The sequence below is a fragment of the Hydrogenophaga sp. T2 genome, assembly GCF_049843535.1.
Classification (GTDB): Bacteria; Pseudomonadota; Gammaproteobacteria; order Burkholderiales; family Burkholderiaceae_C; genus Hydrogenophaga; species Hydrogenophaga crocea.
Genome location: NZ_JBBHZJ010000006.1, coordinates 129940 through 153679, shown reverse-complemented (window position 1 = coordinate 153679; position 23740 = coordinate 129940). Strand labels below are relative to the sequence as shown.

Here is a 23740-nt window from a genome sequence, read left to right as displayed (position 1 = left end):
CGGGGATCGCCATTAAGGGGTGCGTGCTAAAAACCCCTCCCATGTATCGAGCCCTGCTGCGGCTGTGCCTGCTGGCCTCCAGCCTGATCGTCGCCCTTCCCCTTTTTGCGGCTGCGCCCGACGCGCCCGCCTTTGGCGTGATCGTGGGCTACCGCGACGCGGTGAACCCGCTGTCGCGCGAGGAGACCGACCGCGGTCCCTGGGCCGACGGGCGCGCCCGTGCCCAGGCCGCCTGGATGCGCGCCGCGCTGCGCTCGCGCGAACTCACGGCGCGCGTCGCACGCGAGGCCGGGGTCCGCGGCGAGGCCGCGGGCGAAGCCGGCCGCGCCGCACTGCTGCGCTTCCAGCGGCCGCTCCAGGGCCGTGCGCTCGATGACGCCATGCGCCGCCTGCGCTTGCACCCCGACGTGGCCTGGGTCGAGCCCAACGTGCTGGTGCAGCGGCAGGCCGTTCCCAACGACGCTCTCTATGCCAGCCAGTGGCACCTCAAGGCCCCGGGCGCTTTCGGCGAGCCCGCGGGCCTGAACATGGAGAACGCCTGGGACCTGAGCGTGGGCTCGCCCAGCACCGTGGTGGCCGTGGTCGACAGCGGCATCCGACCGCACCCCGATCTCGCGGGCCGGGTCCTGCCGGGATACGACTTCGTGAGCGAACTGCTGGTCGCCAACGACGGCGACGGCCGCGATGCCGACCCGAGCGACCCCGGCGACTGGGTCTCGTTCAGCGACGTCGCGAACCAGCCGCTGTTCGCGTCCTGTTATGTCGACGACAGCTCCTGGCACGGCACCTTCATCGCCGGCCAGATCGCGGCGGAAACCGACAACGGCCAGGGCGTGGCCGGCCTGAACTGGCGCGCGCAGATCGTGCCGGTGCGGGTCTCGGGCAAGTGCGGCGCGCTGGTGTCCGATCTGATCGACGGCGTGCGCTGGGCCGCGGGCCTGCCGGTGGCGGGCGCGCCGGTCAACCTCAACCCCGCGCGGGTCATCAACCTGAGCTTCGGCGGCAGCGCCGCCTGCAGCCCGGCCTACCAGAGCATGGTCGATGACGTGAACGCCGCGGGCGCCCTGCTCGTGGTCGCCGCGGGCAACCGCGCGCGCAGCCTCACGCGTCCGGCGGATTGCGATGGCGTGATGGCCGTGGCCTCGGTGCGCCGCGACGGCGCCAAGACCGACTACTCGAGCTTCGGCCCCAACGTGGCCCTCTCGGCGCCCGGCGGCTCGTGCGACGCGCCCACCTGCGACCGGCGCTTCATGTACACCGGCCTCAACGGCGGTGACCGGCTGCTGCTCAGCACGTCCAACAGCGGGACCACCACCCCGGCGGCAGACAACTACGGCTACGAAGAGGGCACCAGCTTCGCGGCGCCGCAGGCGGCGGGGGTGGCCAGCCTCATGCTCGCGCTCAACCCCTCGCTCACCCCCCGCGCGCTCATCGAACGCATGCAGGCCGGCGCGCGCCCGCACCTCAGCCCCGTGGGCACCACCTGCGCCGGCACCAGCGCCGGCGTGTGCAACTGCACCACCACCACCTGCGGGGCGGGCCTGCTCGACGCGCAGGTGTCGCTGCAGCTGGCCACGCGCCCCGCGGCGGTCATCCGTCCCGTGGGAACGGTCGTGCCGGGCGCCAGCATCACGCTGGACGGCCGCGGCAGCGTGGCGCTGCCCGGCTCCAACCTGGTGGCCTACCGCTGGACGCAGGACAGCGGCCCCGCGGTGGCGATTCCGGCCGACACCGCGTCGCTCACCAGCCTGACGCTGCCTGGCGTGGAAGGCCGCTGGGTGTTCCGCCTCACCGTGACGGACAACAACGGCGTGAGCGGCAGCGACGCCATCATCGTGCGCGGCGTTGCGCCGCCCGCGCCCGCACCCACCGGCGGTGGCGGCGGCCCCGTGGGCTGGATGACCGGTCTGGTGCTGCTCGCCGCCGGCATGGGCCTGCGCCGCGCGCGCAGGCGCGCCTGAACCGATCGCGCCTCAGCCGCAGCGCTGCAGCGGGCGGCCGGCGGTGGCCGGGCCGAGTCCGTCGATGCGCTGGCGCAGCGCGTCGGTGATGGCCGGCAGCCGCAGGGTGTAGCTCAGGCTCTCGGCGCGCTCCTGCACCACGCGCGCGGTCCGCACGCCCCGGCGCTCGGCCTGTTGAAGCGCTTCCTGCGCCGCCGCCGCGCTCGAAAAAGTGCCGAGCGCGATGCCGGGCGCCAGGCCCGGTGTGTTCACGTCGCGCGTGTCCAGGCCCATGCCGCGCAATTCGGCCTTCTTGCGCGCCGCCTGCTCGGCATTGTCGTAGCGGCCCATGTAGACGATCCAGCGGCCCGCGCTGCGCACCTCGCCGAGCTGCCAGGCGTTGTCGGCCAGGCCCAGCAGGCGCAGCTCGGCGCGCAGCAGCTCGGCCTGCTCGGTGCTGAAGCCCGCGGCCTGCCAGCACGCGGTGGCGGCGGCCGCAGCGGGCTCGGGCGCCGGCGCCGCTGCCGGGGCAGGCACGGCGGCGGGCACAGCCGCCGCAACGGCCGGCGCAGCGGCGACCGGCGCTGGCGGGTTCTGGCCGGTGGCGGGCGTCAGGGGATCGGCGCCGCGCGCGCCGTTTAGCAGCCGCAGGCGCTGCGGCTCCACCTGGCGCTCAAGCCGCTGGGGCTCGCGCTGCTCGTGCGCCGACGGCCACCCCAGCGGGGCGAGGTGTCCATGCACGCCCGCGTAATACACCGCGTTGGCCGCGAGCAGGGCGACCACCAGCCACCTCAGCATGGGCGCACGCTCACCTCGGCGCTGTCCACGCGCCGCAGCCGCCCGTCCACGCGCACCATCAGGGCGCCGTCGTCGGCCACGCCGGCGGCCCGGCCGCGGGTACCGTCGCTGAGCGTGACGGCGCGCTCGCGCAGCGCGTCGCGCGCCGCGAAGCGCGACACGAAGGGGGCGAAGCCCTCGGCTTCGAAGTGCTTCACGTCGGCCACCAGCGCTGGCACCAGGCGCGCCAGCCACTCGGGCGCGGTCACGCCCATTTCCACCTCGGCCAGGCCCGCCGGGGGCATGGGCGGCAGCGCCCCGCCCGGCACCTGCTGCACCGCGGCCTCGGCAGGCCGGGCCACGTTCAGGCCCACGCCGATGACCACCGCGCGCGCGGCATCGGGCCCGTCGACCAGGCCCGCGGTTTCCACCAGAATGCCGCCGAGCTTGCGTTCCATCAGCCAGAGGTCGTTCGGCCACTTCAGGCGCACATCGGCATGCAGCCGTTCGGCCAGGCTCACGCCCACCACCAGCGACAGGCCCGACCAGCTGCGCGGGCGCAGCGTGAGGCCCAGCGAGAAGGTGAGCGAGTGGCCCGGCTGGCTGTGCCAGCCGCGGCCCAGGCGGCCCCGGCCCGCGGTCTGCTGCTCGGCCACCAGCAGCACGGGGTCGAGCGGCGCGGCGCGCGCGCGCCGCATGAGTTCGGAGTTGGTCGAGTCGATCTCGGGCACGACCTCGACCGTGAAGCCCGGCAGCGTGGGGGCGACCGCGAGCCAGATGGTTTCGGCGCTGGCGGCCAGCGTGGCCGCGGCCGCCACCCCTTCGGGCCTGCCGCCGGACTGCATGTTCAGCCCAGCTTGGTGGCGCGCCCGCCCTTGGCCGGCGCCAGCAGCGTGCCGCGGCACTTCTTGGCGCCGCACCAGCACGGGTACTGGGCCTTGAGTTTCGGCGTCAGGGGTTCGTCGATGACCAGGCCGTAGTCGTAGAACAGTTCTTCGCCGGCCTGGATGTCGCGCTTGCTGCGGATGAACACGCGGCCGTCTTCCACGTCGGCCTCGCAGTTGGGCTTGCAGCTGTGGTTGATCCAGCGCGACGAGTTGCCCCCGTACTTGGCATCGATCACGTGGTCTTCGTCGATGTGGAAGTAGAAGGTGTGGTTGGGGTCGTTCGGGTCGTGCGGGTGGCGCTCGAGCGCCTCGGCCCAGGTGATGATCTCGCCCGTGTACTCGATGAGCGTCTCGCCCGCGGGGATGTCCACCAGCGCGTAGACGCCTTTGCCGTGCACGCCGGAGCGCCGGGTCTGGATGCGGCGCGCGTCGCCGGCCTTGGGGGCTTTCACGGCTTTGGCGGGGCGCGTGGACGTCGTCCGGGCGGTTTTCGTCACGTCGGATTTCTTTGGTAAGGTTGTTTTGTGCGGGTGCGCGCGTGGGTGCGCGCACGACAAGCGCGCGCACGTATGCATGGGCGCGCCCGCGCGTGGGAGCGGATTGTAGAGATGAAAACCGACGGTTCTTCCAAAACACTGGTCATTGCCGAGAAGCCTTCCGTGGCGCAGGACATCGTGCGCGCGCTCACGCCCGTGGCGGGCAAGTTCGACAAGCACGAGGACCACTACGAAAACGAGCGCTACGTGGTCACGTCCGCCGTGGGCCACCTGGTGGAGATCGCGGCGCCCGAGCAGTTCGACGTCAAGCGCGGCAAGTGGAGCTTCGCGCACCTGCCGGTGCTGCCGCCGTACTTCGAGCTCAAGCCCATCGACAAGGCCAAGTCGCGCCTGAACGCGGTGGTGAAGCTGGCCAAGCGCAAGGACGTGGGCCAGCTCATCAACGCCTGCGACGCGGGCCGCGAGGGCGAGCTGATCTTCCGGCTGATCGAGCAGTACGCGGGCGGCCTCAAGAACGGTCAGTACCAGGGCCTGGGCAAGCCGGTGCAGCGGCTGTGGCTGCAGTCCATGACGCCGGCCGCCATCCGTGAAGGCTTCGAGCGCCTGCGCAGCGACGCGCAGATGCGCGGCCTGGCCGACGCGGCGCGCAGCCGCTCCGAGGCCGACTGGCTCGTGGGCATCAATGGCACGCGCGCCATGACCGCGTTCAACTCGCGCGACGGCGGCTTCTTCCTCACCACCGTGGGCCGCGTGCAGACGCCCACGCTGTCCATCGTGGTCGAGCGCGAAGAGAAGATCCGCGCGCACCGCCCGCGCGACTACTGGGAGATCCACGCGAGCTTCCTCGCCGAGGCCGGCGAATACCCGGGCAAGTGGTTCGACCCCCATTTCAAGAAGCCCACGGGCGAAGACGCCGACGCCGACCTGCGCGCCGACCGCGTGTGGGATCTGAAGCAGGCGCAGGCCATCGTCGAGGCCGTGCGCGGCAAGGCGGCCAGCGTCACCGAAGAAAGCAAGCCCACCACCCAGGCCAGCGGCCTGCTCTACGACCTGACCAGCCTGCAGCGCGAGGCCAACGGCCGCTTCGGCTTCTCGGCCAAGACCACGCTGCAGCTCGCGCAAAGCCTGTACGAACGCCACAAGGCGCTCACCTACCCGCGAACCGATTCGCGCGCGCTGCCCGAGGACTACCTGGGCACCGTGAAGCAGACCTTCGAGATGCTCGCCGACAGCGGCATGAAGCACCTCGCGCCGCACGCGCTCACCGCGCTCAACAACGGCTACATCAAGCCCACCAAGCGCGTCTTCGACAACAGCAAGGTCTCGGACCACTTCGCCATCATCCCCACGCTGCAGGCGCCCAGCGGCCTGAGCGAGGCCGAGCAGAAGCTCTACGACCTGGTGGTGCGCCGCTTCCTCGCGGTGTTCTTCCCCAGCGCCGAGTTCATGGTCACCACGCGCATCAGCACCGTGCTCAACCACCACTTCAAGACCGAAGGCAAGGTGCTGGTGAAGCCGGGCTGGATGGCCGTGTACGGCAAGGAGGCCGCCGAAGAGGTCGAGGGCGCGCAGCCGGGCGACAAGGGCCAGAACCTGGTGCCCGTGCGCGAGGGCGAAACCGTGCGCACCGAGTCGGTCGAGCACAAGGGCCTGAAAACCCGCCCGCCAGCGCGCTACAGCGAAGCCACGCTGCTCGCGGCCATGGAAGGCGCGGGCAAGCTGGTGGAAGACGACGAGCTGCGCGAGGCCATGAGCGAGAAGGGCCTGGGCACGCCGGCCACGCGCGCGGCCATCATCGAAGGCCTGCTGGCCGAGAAGTACATGCTGCGCGAGGGCCGCGAGCTCATTCCCACGGCCAAGGCCTTCCAGCTCATGACGCTGCTGCGCGGCCTCGAGGTGGAGGAACTCTCCAAGCCCGAGCTCACCGGCGAGTGGGAATACAAGCTCTCGCAGATGGAGCACGGCAAGCTCTCGCGCGATGCCTTCATGGCCGAGATCGCGGCCATGACCGAGCGCCTCGTGAAGAAGGCCAAGGAATACGACCGCGACACCGTGCCCGGCGACTACGCCACGCTGTCTTCGCCCTGCCCCAACTGCGGCGGCGTGGTGAAAGAGAACTACCGCCGCTTCGCCTGCACCGGTGTCGACGGCAACAGCGAAGGCTGCGGCTTCTCGTTCACCAAATCGCCCGGCGGCCGCACCTTCGAAACCGCAGAGGCCGAGGTCTTCCTGCGCGACAAGCACATCGGCCCGCTCGAGGGCTTCCGCTCCAAGGCCGGCTGGCCCTTCGTGGCCGAACTGGTGCTCAAGCACAGCGAGGAAGACCGCAACTGGAAGCTCGAATTCGACTTCGGCGACGACCGCAAGGACGAAGAGACCGGCGAGCTCGTGGACTTCACGGGCAGCGAGAGCCTGGGCGCCTGCCCCAAGTGCGGCGGCGCGGTGCACGAGCACGGTGCCAACTACGTGTGCGAGCGCTCGGTGCCCACGGCGCAGCAGCCCACGCCGAGCTGCGATTTCAAGAGCGGCAAGATCATCCTGCAGCAGCCGGTGGCGCGTGAGCAGATGGCCAAGCTGCTCGCCACCGGCAAGACCGACCTGCTCGACAAGTTCGTGTCCATGCGCACGCGCCGCGCGTTCAAGGCCTTCCTGGCCTGGGATGCCGCCGCCGGCAAGGTGAACTTCGAGTTCGAGCCGCGCGACAGCAAATACCCGCCGCGCAAGACCGCGGCGCGGCCCGCGGCCAAGGCGGCGCCCGCGAAGAAGGCGGCGGCGGCCAAGAAGGCCCCGGCCGCCAAGAAAGCGCCGGCCGAGAAGAAGGCCCCACGCAAGACCACCGCCGCCACCGGCAAGCAGCCCAGCGCGGCGCTGGCCGCGGTGATCGGCGAGGGCGTGGTGTCGCGCCCCGAGGTGGTCAAAAAGCTGTGGGACTACATCAAGGCCAACGGCCTGCAGGACGCCAAGGACAAGCGCCGCATCAACGCCGATGCCAAGCTGCGCCCCGTGTTCGGCAAGGACTCGGTGACCATGTTCGAGATCGCAGGCCTGGTGGGCGACCACCTGAGCTGATTACCCTTCCAGAACCTTCAAGGAGACTGTTCGATGAGCCTCAAGCTGTACTACGCCTCGGGCGCCTGTTCTTTCGTGCCGCACGCGGCCCTGGAACTCGCGGGCGCCGCGTTCGAACCCGCCCCGATCAAGCTGCACCGTGGCGAGCAGCGCTCGCCCGAGTACCTGGCGATCAACCCGCGCGGCCAGGTGCCCGTGCTGGTCGATGGCGACGAGGTGATCACGCAGATCACCGCCATCGCGCTGCACCTGGACGCGATGTTTCCCCAGGCCCATCTGCTGCCCGCGGGCGGCGTGGCGCGCACGCGCGCGCTGCAGGTGCTGGCGTGGATGAACAACACCGTGCATCCGACCTTCACGCACGTGTTCATGCCCAACAAGTTCACCAGCGACGAAGCGGCGCAAAAGGCCGTGAAGGCGCATGCGGTGGAGACCTACCGGGGCCTGCTGCAGGAGATCGAAGCCCTGGCCGCCAAGGCCTCGCCCTGGCTCGGCGGCGAGCACCCGGGTGTGCTCGATGCCTACGCGCTCACGCTGCTGCGCTGGGGCGGTTTCGCAGGCATCGATCCGCAGACCCTGCCCCAGACCTGGGCCCTGGTGCAGCGCTTCGCGGCGCTGCCAGCGGTGGCCAAGGTGATCGAGCGCGAGCGCCTCGAACTCAACGTCTACAAGCCTTGAGCCCCCAGGCTCCCCGCTGCGCGGGTCGCTGCCCCCCGAGGGGGCGCGGCCTCGCCCTGGGGCGGCCCGGCAGCGGGGCCTGAGCCCCCACGCGCCGCGCTTCACTCGGGGCGCGTGAAGCGCACCGAGATCCGCAGCCCGGGCCGTGAGCGCTCGGGGTGCGCGTCTTCCATCAACAGGGTCGCGCCATGCTGCTGCGCGATCTCCTGCACGATGGCCAGCCCCAGGCCCGAGCCGTCGACGTTGGTGCCCAGCGCGCGGTAGAACGGCTGCAACACCAGCGCGCGTTCGTTCACCGGAATGCCCGGCCCGTTGTCTTCCACCTGCACCAGCTGCACGCCACTGAAGCGGTCGACGAGCACGCGCGCCGTCACCACGCCGCCCTGGCCGCTGTAGGCGATCGCGTTGTCGAGCAGGTTGCGCACCATCTCCTGCAGCAGTGTCGGATTGCCGGTGATGAGCATCTCGGGCGGGACCTCGCTCACGCCTTCGAGACCGATGTCCACGCCGTGCTCCAGCGCGCGCGGCACCGAGTCCTGCACCACGCCCGCGAGCAGGCGCGCGAGGTCGACCTGGGCGTTGGGCAGCGCGCGGCCCGTGGTTTCGGCGCGCGCGAGCGCGAGCAGCTGGCTGACGGTGTGGTTGGCGCGCACGGTCGAGCGCGCGATCTGCTGCAGCGAGGCGCGCAGGCCCGCGGGGTCGGCCTCGCGCTGCGCGAGCTCGGCCTGCATGCGCAGGCCCGCGAGCGGCGTCTTGAGCTGGTGGGCCGCGTCGGCCAGGAAGCGCCGCTGCGTGTTGAGCGAGGTCTTCAGGCGCGCGAGCAGGTCGTTGATCGAGGACACCAGCGGCGCCACCTCCTGCGGCACGTCCATCTCCTCGATCGGGCTCAGGTCGTCGGGCCGGCGGGCACGGATGCGCTGTTCCAGATCGGACAGCGGCCGGATGCCACGCACCAGCGCCATCCACACCAGCAGCACCGCGAGCGGCAGGATCACGAACTGCGGGACCATCACGCCCTTGATGATCTCGTTGGCCAGCGTCGAGCGCCGGCCTGTGGTTTCGGCCACCTGCAGCAGCACCGGGCGTGCCGGGTCGGGCCGCGCGAGCCAGGTGTAGGCCACGCGCACCGCGTCGCCGCGCATCACGTCGTCGCGCTGGCGCACGCGGCCGACCTCCGGGGTTTCGTCGGTGGGCGGGCGGGGCAGGTCGGCCTCGCCGCTGAGCACCGTGCCCCGCGCATCGACCACCTGGTAGAACACGAAATCGCTGTCGTCGGCGCGCAGCAGCTCGCGCGCCTGGCGGTTGAGCTCGAAGCGCGGCCGGCCCTCGTGCACGTTCACGAGCTGCGACAAGGCCTGCAGGTTGAACTCGAGCGCGCGGTCGAAGGGCTTGTTGGCGATGCCCTGCGCCACGATCCAGGTGAGCGCGAGCGACAGCGGCCACAGCAGCAGCAGCGGCGTCAGCATCCAGTCGAGGATTTCGCCGAACAGGCTGCGCTGCTCGCGCTGGAACAGCCCGAAGCCGCCCGGGCCGCCGCCGCGGCGTTCGGCGGGCGGTGCGGCCTCGGCCGGCGCCACGGAGCCGCTCTCGCCGCTGCGTGGCTGCGCCGCCGGAAGGGTCACACCTTCTCCAGGCAGTAGCCCAGGCCGCGCACGGTGGCAATGCGCACCGGGCCCTTTTCGATCTTCTTGCGCAGGCGGTGGATGTAGACCTCGATGGCGTTGTTGCTCACCTCTTCGCCCCATTCGCACAGGCGCTCGACGAGCTGGTCCTTGCTCACCAGGCGGCCCGCGCGCTGCAGCAGCACCTCGAGCAGGCCGAGTTCGCGCGCCGAGAGCTCGACCATCTTGCCGTCGATGGTGGCCACGCGGCCGGCCTGGTCGTATTCGAGCGGGCCGTGGCGGATGACGTTGGTGCTGCCGCCCATGCCGCGGCGCGTGAGGGCGCGCACGCGGGCCTCGAGCTCCTGCAGCGAAAAGGGCTTGGCCATGTAGTCGTCGGCGCCGAGGTCCAGGCCCTTGACGCGCTCCTCCACGCCGTCGGCGGCCGTGAGGATGAGCACCGGCATCGCCGAGCCGCGCGACCGCAGCCGTTTGAGCACTTCCAGGCCGTGCAGCTTGGGCAGGCCCAGGTCCAGGATCAGCAGGTCGAACTCGTTGTTCGTGAGCAGGGCCGCGTCGGCTTCGGTGCCGCTGGCCACGTGGTCCACGGCGGCGCCGGCCGATCGCAGGCTGCGCAGCAGGCCGTCGGCCAGGACCTGGTCATCTTCGGCGATCAGGATGCGCATGGCAGGTCTCCTCGAAGTGTGGGTTCATTGTAGGTTTGCCCCCTTCGACCAGGCTGACAGAACAGGCCGTCTGCTCAGGTCTGTGCATACGCCTCCAGACCGAGCACGACGACGGTGGCCACCTCGGGGCCCACCTGGGTCGCGAACTCGGCCTCGGCCTGCGCCACGGCGCGCCGGAAGGCGTCGAGCCAGAGCAGGCCGTCGGGTGTGAAGGCGATGCGCCGGGCCCGCGCGTCGCGCGGGTCGGGCTCGCGCCGCACCAGGCCCCAGGCCTCGCACTGCGCCACGAGATCGCCCATGGCCTGCTTGCTCATGCCCGCGTTGTGCGCGAGCTCGGTCAGCCGCGAGCCGCGCAGCGAGAGGTGGCGCGTGATGTGTACGTGCGCCGCGCCCACCTGCTGGCGCGCGGCGAGGTTGGACAGCGCCAGCGGGACCTCGGGGTCGTGGGCCATCAGGTGCAGCACGCGCGCGTCGAAACGGCGCAGCGATTCGCCCAGCCAGCGGCCCAGGTGGCCGCCGCGCCAGCGGTCGTCGGGGGTCGTGTCCATGGCGTCAGATCGTAAGGCAAACTGACCAAAAATCGGCTTTTGACGCGGCAATGCGCCGCTACACTTCTGGGCATGCATCCAGTGCTGGATGCCGAAACAGGTCGGAAGACCTGCCGTGAAGTCAACACCCACTCACCGCTCAGGAGCCACCCTATGGACGCACCCGTCAAAAACGCCGCCCTCAACAGCGAAAAGGCCAAGGCCCTGCAGGCCGCGCTTGCCCAGATCGAAAAGCAGTTCGGCAAGGGCACGATCATGAAGCTCGGCGAAGGCGAGCAGATCGAGGACATCCAGGTGGTGTCCACCGGTTCGCTGGGCCTGGACATCGCGCTGGGCGTCGGCGGCCTGCCGCGAGGCCGGGTGATCGAGATCTACGGCCCGGAATCGTCGGGCAAGACCACGCTCACGCTGCAGGTCATCGCCGAGATGCAGCGCCTCAACGGCACCTGCGCCTTCGTCGACGCCGAGCACGCGCTCGACGTGCAGTACGCACAGAAGCTCGGCGTGAACCTGCCCGAGCTGCTCATCAGCCAGCCCGACACCGGTGAACAGGCGCTTGAGATCGTCGATTCGCTGGTGCGCTCGGGCGCGGTCGATCTGGTGGTGATCGACTCGGTGGCGGCGCTCACGCCCAAGGCCGAGATCGAAGGCGAAATGGGCGACCAGCTGCCCGGCCTGCAGGCGCGCCTGATGAGCCAGGCGCTGCGCAAGCTCACCGCCACCATCAAGAAGACCAACTGCACGGTGATCTTCATCAACCAGATCCGCATGAAGATCGGCGTGATGTTCGGCAGCCCCGAAACCACCACCGGCGGCAACGCGCTCAAGTTCTACGCCTCGGTGCGCCTGGACATCCGCCGCACCGGCACCATCAAGAAGGGCGACGACGCGATCGGCAACGAAACCAAGGTCAAGGTGGTCAAGAACAAGGTCTCGCCCCCGTTCAAGACGGCCGAGTTCGACATCCTGTTCGGCGAAGGCATCAGCCGCGAGGGCGAGATCCTCGACCTCGGCGTGCTGCACCGCGTGGTCGAGAAGTCGGGCGCCTGGTACGCCTACAACGGCGAGAAGATCGGCCAGGGCCGCGACAACGCGCGCGAGTTCCTCAAGGAGAACATCGAACTGCGCTTCGAGATCGAGAACAAGGTGCGCGAAGCCCTGGGTGTGCCGCTGCTGCCCTCGGACTTCGCCGACGGCGAAGAGGCCGCGGCCGCGCCCGCCAAGGGTCGCAAGACCAAGGCCAAGGCCGACGCCGAAGACGCCACGGACGCCTGAGCGCCGTGGGCTTCGAGAAGCCCTCCCTCAAGGGCCGCGCGCTGCGCCTGCTGGCGCAGCGCGAACATTCGCGCGCCGAGCTGCAGCGCAAGCTCGCGCCGCACGAGGAAAACCCCGGTGAACTGAAGCAGGCGCTCGACGAGCTCCAGGCCAAGGGTTTCATCGACGAGCAGCGCGTGATCGAGTCGGTGGTGTACCGCCGCGCGGCCCGCCTGGGCGCCTCGCGCGTGCGCCAGGAACTGCAGGCCAAGGGCTTGCCGGCCGAGGCGGTCGCGCAGGCGGTGGAGGCCTTGCGCGGCAGCGAGACCGAGCGCGCGCGCGCGGTGTGGCGCAAGAAGTTCGGACGGGCCCCGGCCGACGCCGCCGAACGCGCGAAACAGATGCGTTTCCTGGCCGCGCGCGGTTTCGGGGGCGAGGCCATCCGGCGCGTGGTGGCCGGGGCCGACGACGAGGCCGACGGGCTTTAAAGCCCCAGCATCAGCTTGAGGTTCTGCACCGCGGCGCCGCTGGCGCCCTTGCCCAGGTTGTCCAGGCGCGCCATCAGCACCGCGTGGCGGTGCGCCTCGTTGGCGAACACGCGCAGCTCGATCAGGTTGGTGTCGTTGAGCGCGGTGGCGTCGAGCTTGCCGTCCTCGGTGGGCGGCAGCACCTTCACGAAACCGCCCGCGGCCGCGCTCGCGGCGTAGTGCTTCAGGAGCGCGTCGTGCAGGTCGGCGGCCTTGGGCTGGCCGGGCAGGCTGTCGAGGTGCAGCGGCAGTTGCACCAGCATGCCCTGGCGGAAATTGCCCACGGCGGGAATGAAGATGGGCCGGCGCTTGAGGCCCGTGAGCGCCATGATCTCAGGCAGGTGCTTGTGCGACAGGCCCAGCGCGTAGGCCTCGAACAGCGGCGCGGTGCCGGCCTCGTAGGCCTCGATCATCGAGCGGCCGCCGCCCGAGTAGCCGCTCACCGAGGGCAGCGCGAGCGGGAAGTCGGCGGGGATCAGGCCGGCGTCGACCAGGGGGCGCAGCAGCGCGATGGCTCCGGTGGCGTAACAACCCGGGTTGGCCACCCGGTCGGCCTGTTTCACGGCCTGGGCCTGCGTGGCCGTGAGTTCGGGAAAACCGTAGACCCAGCCCGCAGCGGTGCGGTGCGCGGTGGAGGCGTCGATGATGCGCGGCTTGCGGCCGGGCAGGGCGTCGACCATGGCGACCGATTCGCGCGCGGCATCGTCGTGCAGGCACAGCACCACGAGATCGGCCTGCGCCATGAGCTCGCGTTTGGCTTCGGGATCTTTGCGGCGCTCGGGCGCGATGCTGAGCAGCTGCACGCCGGGCTCCTGCAGCAGCCGCTCGCGGATCTGCAGGCCGGTGGTGCCGGCTTCGCCGTCGATGAAGATCTGGTGGGCCATGCGCGGTCCTCGGGTCTCGTGGTGCGGGGCCGCCAGGGGCGTGCGCCGCCGCGTTTCAAATTGGTGCGTTGCACCATGATACAGTCCCCGGTTGCTCGTTCCCAGAGCACGCACGTCTCCCGGCGACCGACCGCAGCCGCGCCGGACACACGACCCATCCCTGAGAGAGACCTCATGAAGATTCACGAATACCAAGGCAAGGAAATCCTGCGCCAGTTTGGTGTGCCCGTGCCGCGCGGCATTCCCGCGTTCACGGTGCAAGAAGCGGTGGAAGCCGCGCAGAAGCTGGGCGGACCCGTGTGGGTCGTCAAGGCGCAGATCCATGCCGGTGGCCGTGGCAAGGGCGGTGGCGTGAAGGTGGCCAAGAGCATCGATCAGGTCAAGGAACTCGCCGGCCAGATCCTGGGCATGCAGCTCAAGACGCACCAGACCGGCCCCGAGGGCCAGAAGGTCCGCCGCCTCTACATCGAAGACGGCGCCGACATCCAGAAGGAGTACTACCTGTCCGTCGTGACCGACCGCGGCACGCAGAAGGTGGCCTTCATCGCCTCGAGCGAAGGCGGCATGGACATCGAGGAAGTGGCGCACGCCACGCCCGAGAAGATCATCAAGGTCTTTGTCGATCCGCTCACCGGCCTGACCGACGCGCAGGCCAAGGAACTCGCCCAGGGCATCAACCTGCCGGCCGATTCCGAAGCGCAGTTCACCGACGTGTGCAAGAAGCTCTACAAGTGCTACATGGACACCGACGCTTCGCTGGTCGAGATCAACCCGCTCAACCGCGACAGCAAGGGCAACATCATCGCCCTGGACGCCAAGTTCAACTTCGACTCGAACGCGCTCTTCCGCCATCCCGAGATCGTGGCCCTGCGCGACCTCGATGAAGAAGACCCGGCCGAAATCGAGGCCTCCAAGTTCGACCTCGCCTACATCAGCCTCGACGGCAACATCGGCTGCCTGGTGAACGGTGCCGGCCTGGCCATGGCCACCATGGACACCATCAAGCTGTTCGGCGCCGAGCCGGCCAACTTCCTCGACGTGGGCGGCGGCGCCACCCCCGAGAAGGTCACCGAAGCGTTCAAGATCATGCTCAAGAACGACAAGGTCAAGGCCATCCTGGTGAACATCTTCGGCGGCATCATGAAGTGCGACACCATCGCCACCGGCGTGATCACCGCCTGCCGCGCCGTGAACCTGAGCGTGCCGCTCGTGGTGCGCATGAAGGGCACCAACGAGGAACTGGGCAAGAAGATGCTGGCCGAATCGGGCCTGCCCATCATCAGCGCCGACTCCATGGCCGAAGCGGCCCAGAAGGTCGTCGCCGCCGTCAAAGCCTGAGCCCCGGAGAAACCACATGTCGATCTACATCAACAAGGACACCAAGGTCATCACCCAGGGCATCACGGGCAAGACCGGTCAGTTCCACACCGAAAAATGCCAGGAATACGCGAACGGCAAGCACTGCTTCGCCGCCGGCGTGAACCCCAAGAAGGCCGGTGAGTCGATCTTCAACATCCCGATCTACGCGTCGGTGAAGGAAGCCGCCCAGCAGACCGGCGCCACCGTGTCGGTGATCTACGTGCCGCCCGCGGGCGCTGCCGCCGCGATCTGGGAAGCCGTCGAGGCCGACCTCGACCTGGCGATCTGCATCACCGAGGGCATTCCCGTGCGCGACATGCTCGAGGTGCGCAACAAGATGAAGGCCAAGGAAGCCGCTGGCGGCAAGAAGACCCTGCTGCTCGGCCCCAACTGCCCCGGTCTGATCACGCCCGACGAGATCAAGATCGGCATCATGCCCGGCCACATCCACCGCAAGGGCCGCATCGGCGTGGTGTCGCGCTCGGGCACGCTGACCTATGAAGCCGTGGCGCAACTGACCGAAATCGGCCTGGGCCAGTCCAGCGCCGTGGGCATCGGCGGCGACCCCATCAACGGCCTCAAGCACATCGACGTCATGAAGGCCTTCAACGACGATCCCGACACCGACGCCGTCATCATGATCGGCGAGATCGGCGGCCCGGACGAAGCCGAAGCCGCGATGTGGTGCAAGGCCAACATGAAGAAGCCCGTGGTGGGCTTCATCGCTGGCGTCACCGCGCCTCCCGGCAAGCGCATGGGCCATGCCGGCGCGCTGATCTCGGGCGGCGCCGACACCGCCGATGCCAAGCTCGCCATCATGGAGGAGTGCGGCTTCAAGGTCACGCGCAACCCGTCCGAGATGGGCAAGCTGCTCAAATCGCTGCTCTGAGCCTCGGGCTCGGGTGTGAAAAAGGCAACGCATGCGTTGCCTTTTTTTATGGCCGATTGCGCCCGTCGCGTCCGCCGTGACGCCCGTCACCCGCGGCGCTTGCGGGCCGCGCGGATGTTGAAACAAAATGCAACTCCGGCTGGGCAACCGCCGTTGTCCTCAATCGCGCTCCCGCGAAGCCGATGACCAAGGGTCGGCCCGCGCCTTCTTGCGAGCCCTGGAAAGCCCCTGTGACCCCTGACGTCCCCTCCCTTCCCGCGCGGCGCCGATCGCGTTGGCGCTTCCTTGCCGACGCATTGACCGCCGCCGGCGTCTTCGTGGTGGTGGGATTGCTGCACGCGGGCACCGACATCGTGGCTTCGCTCGAGCGGCACTTCTACGACCACGCCAGCACCGCCTCGGAACGCCAGCCGGGCGACCGCATCGCCATCGTCGCGATCGACGATGCGAGCGTCAGCGCGATCGGCCGTTGGCCCTGGGATCGCGAGGTGCACGCCCAACTGATCGACCGCCTGCGAGCGGCCGGCGCGCGCACCATCGCGCACACCGCCTTCTTCTTCGAGCCCGAGTCCGACCATGCGCTGCAGCCGCTGCGCGAACTTCGCAGCCGCCTCGAAGGGGGCGATCTGGCCACGATCGGCCTCAGCCCCGACACCCGCGACCGGCTGGTCGATGCCCTGCAGGAACTGCAGGCCAAGCACGATGGCGATGCCCAGCTCACCAACAGCGTCATGGCCTCACGGCGGGTGGTGCTGCCCTCGGTGTTCGAACTCGGTGAAGCCCGCGGGCGGCCGGACGCGCCGCTGCCGGCCTTTGCGCGCCGGCTCGCGGTGCCTGACGAAGCGGGCTTCGGCCTGCCGGCCCAGCGCTCGCTGCAGCCCTTGGCCGAACTGGGTGAGGCCGCCGCGGCCGTGGGCCACCTCAACCAGTGGCTCGACCCCGACGGCTCGGTGCGCCGCGAACCCCTGCTGGTGCGCTTTGATGGCTGGGCCGTGCCCTCGCTCTCGCTGGCCATTGCCGCCCACAGCCTGAACCTCGGCCCCGGCGATATCGAACTGCTGCCGGGCGCCGGCCTGCGGCTCGGTCCGGCCTTCGTGCCCACGGACGCGGCGGCGCGGCTGCTGCCGCAGTTCTACCGCGCGCACAACGGCCAGAGCGCGTTTGCGACCGTGTCCTTTCACGACGTGCTGGCCGGCCGGGTATCGCCCGACACCTTCCGCGACCGCATCGTGGTCATCGGGGCCACCGCCGCCGGCGTGGGCACGCTGTTCACCACGCCGGTTTCGCCCGCGATGTCGCCCGCCGATCTGGTGGCGAACAACACCGCGAGCCTGCTCAACGGGCACTTCATCGTGCAGCCGGCCTGGGGTGGCCTGGCGGTGGTGGGCATGGCCCTGCTGATCGGCCTGTATCTGGCGTTCGGGCTCGGTCGGCTGTCGGCGGCCTGGGGCGCGGGGGTCACCGGCGTGGTGCTGCTCGCCATGCTGAGCACCGAATACCTGCTGCTCTCGCGTGCCGCCCTCTGGGTGCCGCTGGTGCTGCCCGCGGTGCTGCTGCTCGCCGGGCACCTCGCCCTCACGACGCGGCGCTTCCTCATCACCGAGGCGCGCAAGCGCGCGTCCGATCAGGAGTCGGCCGAGACCAATCGCATGATGGGCCTGGCGCTGCAGGGCCAGGGGCAACTCGACATGGCGTTCGACCGCTACCGCCGCGTCCCGTACAGCATGGCCCTGATGGACAACCTCAAGCACCTGGCGCTCGACTTCGAGCGCAAGCGGCAGTTCAACAAGGCCGAGGCGGTCTACGAGCACATGATGCAGCTCGATCGCACCGATCCCGCTCTGCAGACCCAGCGCCTGCGCGCGCAGTCGTTGGCGAAAACGGTGGTGCTCGGGGGCGGCGCGGCCGCGCACCCGGGCGGCACGCTGGTGCTCGACCGGCCCGGCGTGGAGCAGCCCATGCTGGGCCGCTACCGGGTGGAAAAGGAACTGGGCAAGGGCGCCATGGGCGTGGTCTACCAGGGCCGCGATCCGAAGATCGGCCGCACGGTCGCCATCAAGACCCTGGCGCTGGCCGCCGAGTTCGAGGGCGACGAGCTCGAAGAAGTGCGCCAGCGCTTCTTCCGCGAGGCCGAAACCGCCGGCCGCCTGCAGCACCCGGGCATCGTCACCATCTTCGACGCCGGCGAGGAACACGACCTGGCCTACATCGCGATGGAATTCCTGCCGGGCCACGATCTGCAGGCACACACCCGCCCGGGCAGCCTGCTGACGCTGGCGCAGGTGCTGAGCGTGGGTGAGCAGGTGGCGCTGGCGCTGGACCATGCGCACCGCCAGAACGTGGTGCACCGGGACATCAAGCCCGCCAACGTCATGTTCGACCCTGGCTCCGGCCAGGTGAAAGTGACCGATTTCGGCATCGCCCGCATCACCGACAGCAGCCGCACCAAGACCGGTGTGGTGCTGGGCACGCCCAGTTTCATGGCGCCCGAGCAGCTCGCCGGCCAGCGTGTGGACGGCCGGGCCGATCTGTACGCGCTCGGCGCGATGCTGTTCCAGATGCTCACGGGCGCGCTGCCGCTCAAGGGCGAATCGCTCTCGGCCCTGATGTACCAGATCGCCAACGTGGCGCCGCCCGACGTGCGCACGCTGCGCCCGGATGTCCCCGACGACCTGGCCGATCTGTTGCAGGCGCTGCTGGCCAAACGCGCCGAAGACCGGCCCGCCAGCGGCGCCGAGGTGGCCGCGGTTCTGCAGCGGCTCGGCCGAAGCGTGACCGATGTCGCCTTCGAGGCCACGCAAGTGCTTCAATCGTCCGCCGGCGTGCGAACCAACCCCTCCATCCCGGTTTAAATCCACTCCCATGAATTTCGAGCTGCATGCCCTGACCGATCCGGGTCTGGTCAGGGACAACAACGAAGACTCGGTGTCGCTGGACACCGACAACGGCATCGCCGTGCTGGCCGACGGCATGGGCGGCTACAACGCGGGCGAGGTGGCCAGCGCGATGGCCACCACCTTCATCAAGACGGAGCTGGGACGCTGGCTGGCCGAAGGCGGCCACGAGTCGAGCTCGCGCGAGCTCAAGCGGGCGATGGAGATCTGCATCGACAACGCCAACCGATCGATCTTCAACGCGGCCAACGCCAACCCGCAGTACGCGGGCATGGGCACCACCCTGGTGATGGGGGTGTTCCTGGACGGGCGCGTGATGATCGGTCACGTGGGCGATTCACGCTGCTACCGGCTGCGCCGTGGCGAGTTCGTGCAGATGACGCGCGACCACTCGCTGTTGCAGGAGCAGATCGACGCCGGACTGATCTCGCTCGAGCAGGCCCAGTACGCCACGCACCGCAACCTCGTGACGCGGGCGCTGGGCGTGGAAGATGCGGTGTTGCTGGAAGTCAACGAGTACCGCGTCGAGGACGGGGATCTCTACCTGTTCTGCTCCGACGGCCTCAACGACATGCTCAGCGACGAGCGCATCGCAGCGCTGCTCGTCACCGCCGGCACGCTCGAGGAAAAGGCCATGGCCCTGGTGGAAGCCGCCAACGCGGCCGGCGGCCGTGACAATATTTCGGTGATACTGGCATTTGCTCGCGCCAAAGCCACGCGGCGTGGCTTGTTATCGCGAATGCTCGGTCAATAATCCCGTTCCGCCCAGCACCCGTATCCGCGCACAAGGAACCCCAAGAGGAGTCGGCCATGCCGAAAATGATCGTTTCCATCGATGGCGTCGTCATCAAGGAAGTCCAGCTCACCAAGGACCGCACCACGCTGGGCCGCCGTCCTTACAACGATGTCGTGATCGACAACCTGGCCGTCAGCGGTGAGCACGCCGTCTTGCAGATGTCGGGCTCCGACGTGTTCCTGGAAGACCTCAACAGCACCAACGGCACCTACGTCAACGGCAAGGCGATCAAGAAGCAGCAGCTGCAGGGTGGCGATTCGATCGAGATCGGCAAGTACAAGATCAAGTTCGTGCACGAAGGCGGCGGTGCCGCCGGCGGCAGCGATCCCTACGAAAAGACCATGGTCATCAACGCCGGCGCAGTCGTCGGCGCGGCCGACGCGGCGCCGCTGGCACCCGCGGCCATCAAGGTCATCAGCGGCTCGGCCGCCGGCCGCGAGGTCGCCCTGACCAAGGTCGTGACCACCATCGGCAAGCCCGGCGTGGCCGTGGCCGCCATCACGCGCCGCCCGCACGGTTACGTGGTCGCCATGGTCGAGGGCACGGTCAAGCCCACCATCAACGGGGCGCCGCTGGGCACCGACGGCAAGGACCTGCGCCACGGCGACGTGCTCGAGCTCGCCGGCACCCAGATGCAGTTCGTCCAGGACTGATCCCTGCCGCCCGCCGTTGGTAACGCCCCGATACGGCGGGCCGGCGCGCGAAAAAAGTCACAGCCCGGGGCGCGGCCCCCGGGTACCCTGCGGCCTGTGTCCATGCCGCCCTCCCACCACCTGCGCGTCCGAGTTCTCGGCTGCTCCGGCGCCATCGCCCAGGGCTGCCGCACCACCGCCTTCCTGCTCGACGACAACGCCCTGATCGACGCCGGCACCGGCGTGGGCGACCTCAGCCTGGAAGAGATGCTGTGCATCGACCATGTGCTGCTCACACACGCCCACCTCGATCACGTCGCGGCCCTGCCGCTCATGATCGACGCGGTGGCCTCAGGCCGGCTCGCCGCCGGGGTGCCGCCGCTGCAGGTGCATGCCCTGCCGGGCACCATCGAGGCCCTGCGCGCTCACCTGTTCAACGACACCATCTGGCCCGATTTCACCGCGATACCCAGCGCGGGTTCGCCGCTGATGCGCTTCGTGCCCTTCGAGATCGGCGACGTTCTGGCGATCGGCCACCGCCGCATCGAGGTGCTGCCCGCGGTGCACACGGTGCCGGCCGCCGGCTTTGCGGTGGCCGCGGATGAAACGGCCCCGCACTGGGTGTTCAGCGGCGACACCGGCCGCAACCCGGCCTTCTGGGCCCGCGTGAACCAGCTCGACGTGGCCCACCTGGTGATCGAAACCGCCTTCAGCGACCGGGAGACCGACCTCGCGCTGCGCAGCCAGCACCTGGCGCCTTCGCTGCTGGCCGGGGAGCTCGCGCAGCTCGCGCCCAGTCGGCGCCCGCTGATCCACATCACGCACACCAAGCCCGCAGAAACGGCGCTGATCATCGAAGAGATCCACCGCATGGACACCCAGCCGCGCCGCGACATCCGCTGGCTGAGCGCCGGGCAGGTCTTTCAGCTGTGACAAATTTTGTCTTCTGAGCGGGGGGCGACGTTTTTTGTCGCTTGATGGGGGACCGAAAGGCCACATTTCGTCGCCGCTCGACCGGCTGTCCCGGCAAACCGCGCATTCATCCTCTCGCTCAGGTTGGCACGCTGTCTGCACTACGCACTGCGTACCAACCCAACCCCTGCTGAGGAGTTTCCATGAAGATGAAGCGCGCAATCCAAAAAGGTTTCACCCTGATCGAACTGATGATCGTGGTGGCCATCATCGGTATCCTGGCCGCCGTGGCGCTGCCGGCGTACCAGGACTACACGACGCGTGCCCGCGTCTCGGAAGTGATGCTCGCGGCGTCGGCCGCCCGCACCGCCATCAGCGAAGCCACGCAAACTGCCGGCTCGATGCCGCCCTCGGCCAGCGCCGGCGACCTGTTCGACAGCCAGACCTCGACCTACGTGCAATCGGTGACCTACGCGCAGACCTCGTCGTCGATCGGTGTCATCACCGCGACGGCCAAAGGCGACCCGGCCATCGACACGAAAACCATCACGCTGACCGGCACCATGGGTGCCAACGGTCAAGTGACCTGGGTGTGCTCGGGCACCATCCTCGCCAAGCACCGCCCCGCTTCCTGCCGCCCCTGAGCGCCATCACGGTAACGCGATCGCATGGAAAGGCCCCGATGGGGCCTTTTCTTTTTCACCCCGCCCCGCATGAAGCACCTTCCCATCTGGACACCGCTGGCATCCGTGGCCCTGGCCTTCGCCTGGTTGCTGCCGAATGCCAGCCCACCCTGGCTGGCGTTCCACAAGGACGCCTGGATGGCCTCGGTGCTGCTGGTGGTGTTTGCCGTGATGGTCTTCAAGACCCGCCGCCACCCCCTGTCGCCGACGGCCATCACGCCGCTCCCGGCGGTGCTGTTGTTGCTGGCGGGCGGCTGCGTGCTGCAGTGGGCGACGGGTGAGGTCTATTCGATCGGCCATGCGCTGCTGGGCGCGGCCTACTTCCTCGGTGCCGCACTGTGTGTGGTGCTGGCCCAGCGCTGGGAGCAGGTGAAGCCCCATGCCGTGGGCGATTTCCTGTTCTCGGCGGTTCTGGTGGCCGCGCTGGTCACCTCAGCGCTCATGCTCACCCAGTCCCTGCGGATGTCGGATTGGGAGGTGTGGATCCAGCCGGTGCCGCTGACCAGCCGGCCCTTTGGCAACCTCATCCAGCCCAACCACGCGGCGACCTTGCTGGCCTTGGCCATGGTGTCCATGCTGTGGTGGGTGTACCGGGGCAAGGCGCGGCCATCCGTGGCGCTGCTGGGGGCGGGCTACTTCGGCATGTTCGTGGCCATGAGCGGCTCGCGGGTGGCCCTGCTGGCGCTGGTCACGGTGGAGGCGATCGCCCTGATCCTGCTGCTGCGCGCTCGCCAGCCCGCCCGCTGGATCGTGCTCCTGCTGGTCCAGATGCTGTTGTTGTGGCTGGCGGTTTATTACTTCAACAAAGACTGGGGGCCGACCGGGACGGTGGCCTCGCTGACGCCGGGCGGCGCGTTCCATCGGGACCTGACTTCGGTGCGGCAGCAGGTGTACCTGGGTTATCTCGAGGCCGTGTGGCAGCGCCCCTGGCTGGGCTATGGTTTCGCCCAGACGGTGCTGGCCCAGGCGTACCTGGGTTCGATCGGTGTGGAGCTGCCCGGCCTGTTCACCTGGGCGCACAACGCCTTTCTCGACCTCGCGCTGTGGTTCGGTTTGCCGCTGTCGATGCTGGCGGTGGTGGCCGTGGGCTTCACCTTGTGGCGGCTTCTTTGGGCGCCGCGCAGCGCCGGTCGCTGGATCTACCTCGCGGCGATGTGGGTGATCTTCCTGCACGGCATGGTGGAGTTGCCGCTCGCCTACGCCTACTTCCTGTTCCCCCTGGCATTGCTGGCCGGTGCCGCACAGGCGGGCGCGCGGCTGCCTGGTTGGCGGGCCCCCGAGAAGGCGTTGGTGGGGGCCTTGTTGGCGATGGGCGTGTACCTGGCGATGCTGTGGCACGACTACCTGCGGATCGAAGAGGCCTTCAACATCTGGCGGTTCAAGCAAAGCAACATCGGGACGTACCACCCCAAGGACATTCCTCGCACGCAGGTGCTCGATCAACTCGAGGCCTTGCTCACCGGGCTCAGGGCCGACGAGACCCTGGAGCCCGAGCCGCTGGAGGCGTTTCGCAACGCGGTCTTGCTCAATCCCTCGGCGGCCGCCTTGCAGCAGCTCGCGGAGCTCCAGGTGCGCGGTGGTGAGATCCAGGCGGCCCAGCAAACCGCGGATCTGGCCTGGTTGCTGTCGAGGCCGGATGTCCGCTTGAACCTGGCGCGCCGCTGGCATTACCTGGCGAGCCAGAACCCGGCTTACCGGGCCGTCACCTGGCGGGCGGAGTGAGCGGGTCGGCGCTGAAGTGGCCGCTTTTGCCGCCCCGTTTCTCCACCAGCCGCACCCCGTCCACCACCATCCCCCGATCCACCGCCTTGCACATGTCGTACACCGTGAGCAAGGCCACCGAGGCGGCGGTCAGGGCTTCCATTTCCACGCCGGTCTGACCGGTGCAGGCCGTGGTGGCCCGACACAGCACGCTGTTCGTGCCGCGGTCGATCTCGAAATCCACCGCCACGCGCGTGAGCGCGATCGGGTGGCACAGGGGGATCAGGTCGCTGGTCTTCTTGGCGGCCATGATGCCGGCCAGGCGCGCCACACCAAGCACGTCGCCCTTCTTGGCCGTGCCCGACTCGATCAGCGCCAGGGTGGCGGGTTGCATGGTGATGCGGCCCTCGGCCACCGCGATGCGGTCCGTACTGGCCTTGGCGCCGACATCGACCATGTGGGCCTGGCCCTGGGCGTCGAAATGGGTGAGCGGGGAGCCCGTGGGGGCGGCGGGAGTTGACATGGT

The 23740-nt window shown here is 69.3% G+C and carries 21 protein-coding genes; 13 read left to right on the top strand and 8 right to left on the bottom strand.

The features are described 5' to 3' along the window. Positions 1-41 precede the first annotated feature (41 nt). Positions 42-1961, top strand: a complete 1920-nt coding sequence (locus tag WDZ95_RS15350) for a S8 family serine peptidase (RefSeq protein ID WP_425779630.1) — start codon at positions 42-44, stop codon at positions 1959-1961. Positions 1962-1973: 12 nt separating this feature from the next. Here WDZ95_RS15350 and WDZ95_RS15345 read toward each other — a convergent pair whose 3' ends face one another. Genes WDZ95_RS15345 through WDZ95_RS15335 form a run of 3 tightly spaced genes read right to left on the bottom strand, consistent with a single transcriptional unit; the run spans position 1974 to position 4056 of the window. Continuing rightward, positions 1974-2738: an SPOR domain-containing protein gene (locus WDZ95_RS15345; protein ID WP_425779628.1), complete on the bottom strand. Its 765-nt coding sequence runs from the start codon at positions 2736-2738 to the stop codon at positions 1974-1976. Then, positions 2732-3562 carry a biotin--[acetyl-CoA-carboxylase] ligase gene (locus tag WDZ95_RS15340; RefSeq protein WP_425779626.1) on the bottom strand — a complete coding sequence of 277 codons (831 nt, stop codon included), beginning with the start codon at positions 3560-3562 and terminating at the stop codon, positions 2732-2734. The genes WDZ95_RS15345 and WDZ95_RS15340 overlap by 7 nt, the downstream gene beginning before the upstream one ends. Before the next feature lie 2 nt (positions 3563-3564). Then, positions 3565-4056, bottom strand: coding sequence for an SET domain-containing protein (locus WDZ95_RS15335; RefSeq protein ID WP_425779624.1), 492 nt, complete (start codon positions 4054-4056; stop codon positions 3565-3567). A 156-nt stretch (positions 4057-4212) separates the two neighbouring features. Between WDZ95_RS15335 and WDZ95_RS15330 the strand changes: the two genes are divergently transcribed. Both WDZ95_RS15330 and WDZ95_RS15325 read left to right on the top strand, forming a co-directional pair. Next, entirely contained in the window at positions 4213-7170 is a 2958-nt protein-coding gene (locus WDZ95_RS15330) for a DNA topoisomerase III (RefSeq protein ID WP_425779622.1), read from the top strand. A 33-nt stretch (positions 7171-7203) separates the two neighbouring features. Beyond that, positions 7204-7848, top strand: coding sequence for a glutathione S-transferase family protein (locus tag WDZ95_RS15325; RefSeq protein ID WP_425779620.1), 645 nt, complete (start codon positions 7204-7206; stop codon positions 7846-7848). A gap of 101 nt (positions 7849-7949) precedes the next feature. On the opposite strand, the gene WDZ95_RS15320 is transcribed toward WDZ95_RS15325, so the two are convergent. The 3 genes from WDZ95_RS15320 to WDZ95_RS15310 all read right to left on the bottom strand — a co-directional run bounded on the left by WDZ95_RS15320 (position 7950) and on the right by WDZ95_RS15310 (position 10683). After that, the gene (locus tag WDZ95_RS15320; RefSeq protein WP_425779957.1) at positions 7950-9314 is read right to left on the bottom strand and encodes a sensor histidine kinase N-terminal domain-containing protein; all 1365 of its coding nucleotides are present in this window, start codon (positions 9312-9314) and stop codon (positions 7950-7952) included. A 152-nt stretch (positions 9315-9466) separates the two neighbouring features. Then, positions 9467-10135: a response regulator gene (locus tag WDZ95_RS15315; RefSeq protein WP_166228992.1), complete on the bottom strand. Its 669-nt coding sequence runs from the start codon at positions 10133-10135 to the stop codon at positions 9467-9469. Positions 10136-10209: 74 nt separating this feature from the next. Beyond that, positions 10210-10683: a MarR family winged helix-turn-helix transcriptional regulator gene (locus tag WDZ95_RS15310; RefSeq protein ID WP_425779618.1), complete on the bottom strand. Its 474-nt coding sequence runs from the start codon at positions 10681-10683 to the stop codon at positions 10210-10212. Positions 10684-10836: 153 nt separating this feature from the next. Between WDZ95_RS15310 and recA the strand changes: the two genes are divergently transcribed. Beyond that, positions 10837-11958, top strand: a complete 1122-nt coding sequence (gene recA / locus WDZ95_RS15305) for a recombinase RecA (RefSeq protein ID WP_425779616.1) — start codon at positions 10837-10839, stop codon at positions 11956-11958. A gap of 5 nt (positions 11959-11963) precedes the next feature. Next, a complete protein-coding gene (gene recX / locus WDZ95_RS15300) occupies positions 11964-12425 on the top strand; it encodes a recombination regulator RecX (RefSeq protein ID WP_425779614.1) in 462 nt (153 codons plus the stop codon). On the opposite strand, the gene argC is transcribed toward recX, so the two are convergent. Further along, a complete protein-coding gene (gene argC / locus WDZ95_RS15295; RefSeq protein ID WP_425779612.1) occupies positions 12422-13348 on the bottom strand; it encodes an N-acetyl-gamma-glutamyl-phosphate reductase in 927 nt (308 codons plus the stop codon). The genes recX and argC overlap by 4 nt on opposite strands. 174 nt (positions 13349-13522) lie before the next feature. On the opposite strand from argC, the gene sucC reads away from it, so the two are divergent. From sucC to WDZ95_RS15255, 8 genes are all read left to right on the top strand, one after another. Continuing rightward, positions 13523-14686, top strand: a complete 1164-nt coding sequence (sucC, locus tag WDZ95_RS15290) for an ADP-forming succinate--CoA ligase subunit beta (RefSeq protein WP_425779610.1) — start codon at positions 13523-13525, stop codon at positions 14684-14686. A gap of 16 nt (positions 14687-14702) precedes the next feature. Continuing rightward, positions 14703-15596, top strand: a complete 894-nt coding sequence (sucD, locus tag WDZ95_RS15285) for a succinate--CoA ligase subunit alpha (RefSeq protein ID WP_166228977.1) — start codon at positions 14703-14705, stop codon at positions 15594-15596. 296 nt (positions 15597-15892) lie between these two features. Continuing rightward, positions 15893-18448 (top strand): CHASE2 domain-containing serine/threonine-protein kinase, encoded by a 2556-nt coding sequence (locus WDZ95_RS15280; protein ID WP_425779608.1) that lies wholly within the window; start codon positions 15893-15895, stop codon positions 18446-18448. A gap of 10 nt (positions 18449-18458) precedes the next feature. Continuing rightward, complete coding sequence (locus tag WDZ95_RS15275) at positions 18459-19244, top strand: Stp1/IreP family PP2C-type Ser/Thr phosphatase (RefSeq protein ID WP_166228973.1); 786 nt, start codon at positions 18459-18461, stop codon at positions 19242-19244. A gap of 56 nt (positions 19245-19300) precedes the next feature. Continuing rightward, positions 19301-19939: an FHA domain-containing protein gene (locus WDZ95_RS15270; protein WP_166228971.1), complete on the top strand. Its 639-nt coding sequence runs from the start codon at positions 19301-19303 to the stop codon at positions 19937-19939. 120 nt (positions 19940-20059) lie between these two features. Then, positions 20060-20851: a 3',5'-cyclic-nucleotide phosphodiesterase gene (locus tag WDZ95_RS15265; protein ID WP_425779955.1), complete on the top strand. Its 792-nt coding sequence runs from the start codon at positions 20060-20062 to the stop codon at positions 20849-20851. A 182-nt stretch (positions 20852-21033) separates the two neighbouring features. Continuing rightward, the gene (locus WDZ95_RS15260) at positions 21034-21474 is read left to right on the top strand and encodes a pilin (protein ID WP_425779605.1); all 441 of its coding nucleotides are present in this window, start codon (positions 21034-21036) and stop codon (positions 21472-21474) included. 69 nt (positions 21475-21543) lie between these two features. After that, a complete protein-coding gene (locus WDZ95_RS15255) occupies positions 21544-23235 on the top strand; it encodes a Wzy polymerase domain-containing protein (protein WP_425779603.1) in 1692 nt (563 codons plus the stop codon). Here the strand turns inward: WDZ95_RS15255 and moaC are convergent. Continuing rightward, complete coding sequence (gene moaC, locus WDZ95_RS15250; protein ID WP_425779601.1) at positions 23216-23737, bottom strand: cyclic pyranopterin monophosphate synthase MoaC; 522 nt, start codon at positions 23735-23737, stop codon at positions 23216-23218. The two genes, WDZ95_RS15255 and moaC, sit on opposite strands and share 20 nt — an antisense overlap. Positions 23738-23740 lie beyond the last annotated feature (3 nt).

Excerpts from the sequence above, each read along its gene's own strand:
- WDZ95_RS15350 (WP_425779630.1), top strand. The coding sequence starts at position 42 with ATGTATCGAGCCCTGCTGCGGCTGTGCCTGCTGGCCTCCAGCCTGATC.
- WDZ95_RS15345 (WP_425779628.1), bottom strand. The coding sequence starts at position 2,738 with ATGCTGAGGTGGCTGGTGGTCGCCCTGCTCGCGGCCAACGCGGTGTAT.
- WDZ95_RS15340 (WP_425779626.1), bottom strand. The coding sequence starts at position 3,562 with ATGCAGTCCGGCGGCAGGCCCGAAGGGGTGGCGGCCGCGGCCACGCTG.
- WDZ95_RS15330 (WP_425779622.1), top strand. The coding sequence starts at position 4,213 with ATGAAAACCGACGGTTCTTCCAAAACACTGGTCATTGCCGAGAAGCCT.
- WDZ95_RS15325 (WP_425779620.1), top strand. The coding sequence starts at position 7,204 with ATGAGCCTCAAGCTGTACTACGCCTCGGGCGCCTGTTCTTTCGTGCCG.
- WDZ95_RS15320 (WP_425779957.1), bottom strand. The coding sequence starts at position 9,314 with ATGCTGACGCCGCTGCTGCTGCTGTGGCCGCTGTCGCTCGCGCTCACC.
- WDZ95_RS15315 (WP_166228992.1), bottom strand. The coding sequence starts at position 10,135 with ATGCGCATCCTGATCGCCGAAGATGACCAGGTCCTGGCCGACGGCCTG.
- WDZ95_RS15310 (WP_425779618.1), bottom strand. The coding sequence starts at position 10,683 with ATGGACACGACCCCCGACGACCGCTGGCGCGGCGGCCACCTGGGCCGC.
- recA (WP_425779616.1), top strand. The coding sequence starts at position 10,837 with ATGGACGCACCCGTCAAAAACGCCGCCCTCAACAGCGAAAAGGCCAAG.
- argC (WP_425779612.1), bottom strand. The coding sequence starts at position 13,348 with ATGGCCCACCAGATCTTCATCGACGGCGAAGCCGGCACCACCGGCCTG.
- sucC (WP_425779610.1), top strand. The coding sequence starts at position 13,523 with ATGAAGATTCACGAATACCAAGGCAAGGAAATCCTGCGCCAGTTTGGT.
- sucD (WP_166228977.1), top strand. The coding sequence starts at position 14,703 with ATGTCGATCTACATCAACAAGGACACCAAGGTCATCACCCAGGGCATC.
- WDZ95_RS15275 (WP_166228973.1), top strand. The coding sequence starts at position 18,459 with ATGAATTTCGAGCTGCATGCCCTGACCGATCCGGGTCTGGTCAGGGAC.
- WDZ95_RS15270 (WP_166228971.1), top strand. The coding sequence starts at position 19,301 with ATGCCGAAAATGATCGTTTCCATCGATGGCGTCGTCATCAAGGAAGTC.
- WDZ95_RS15260 (WP_425779605.1), top strand. The coding sequence starts at position 21,034 with ATGAAGATGAAGCGCGCAATCCAAAAAGGTTTCACCCTGATCGAACTG.
- WDZ95_RS15255 (WP_425779603.1), top strand. The coding sequence starts at position 21,544 with ATGAAGCACCTTCCCATCTGGACACCGCTGGCATCCGTGGCCCTGGCC.
- moaC (WP_425779601.1), bottom strand. The coding sequence starts at position 23,737 with ATGTCAACTCCCGCCGCCCCCACGGGCTCCCCGCTCACCCATTTCGAC.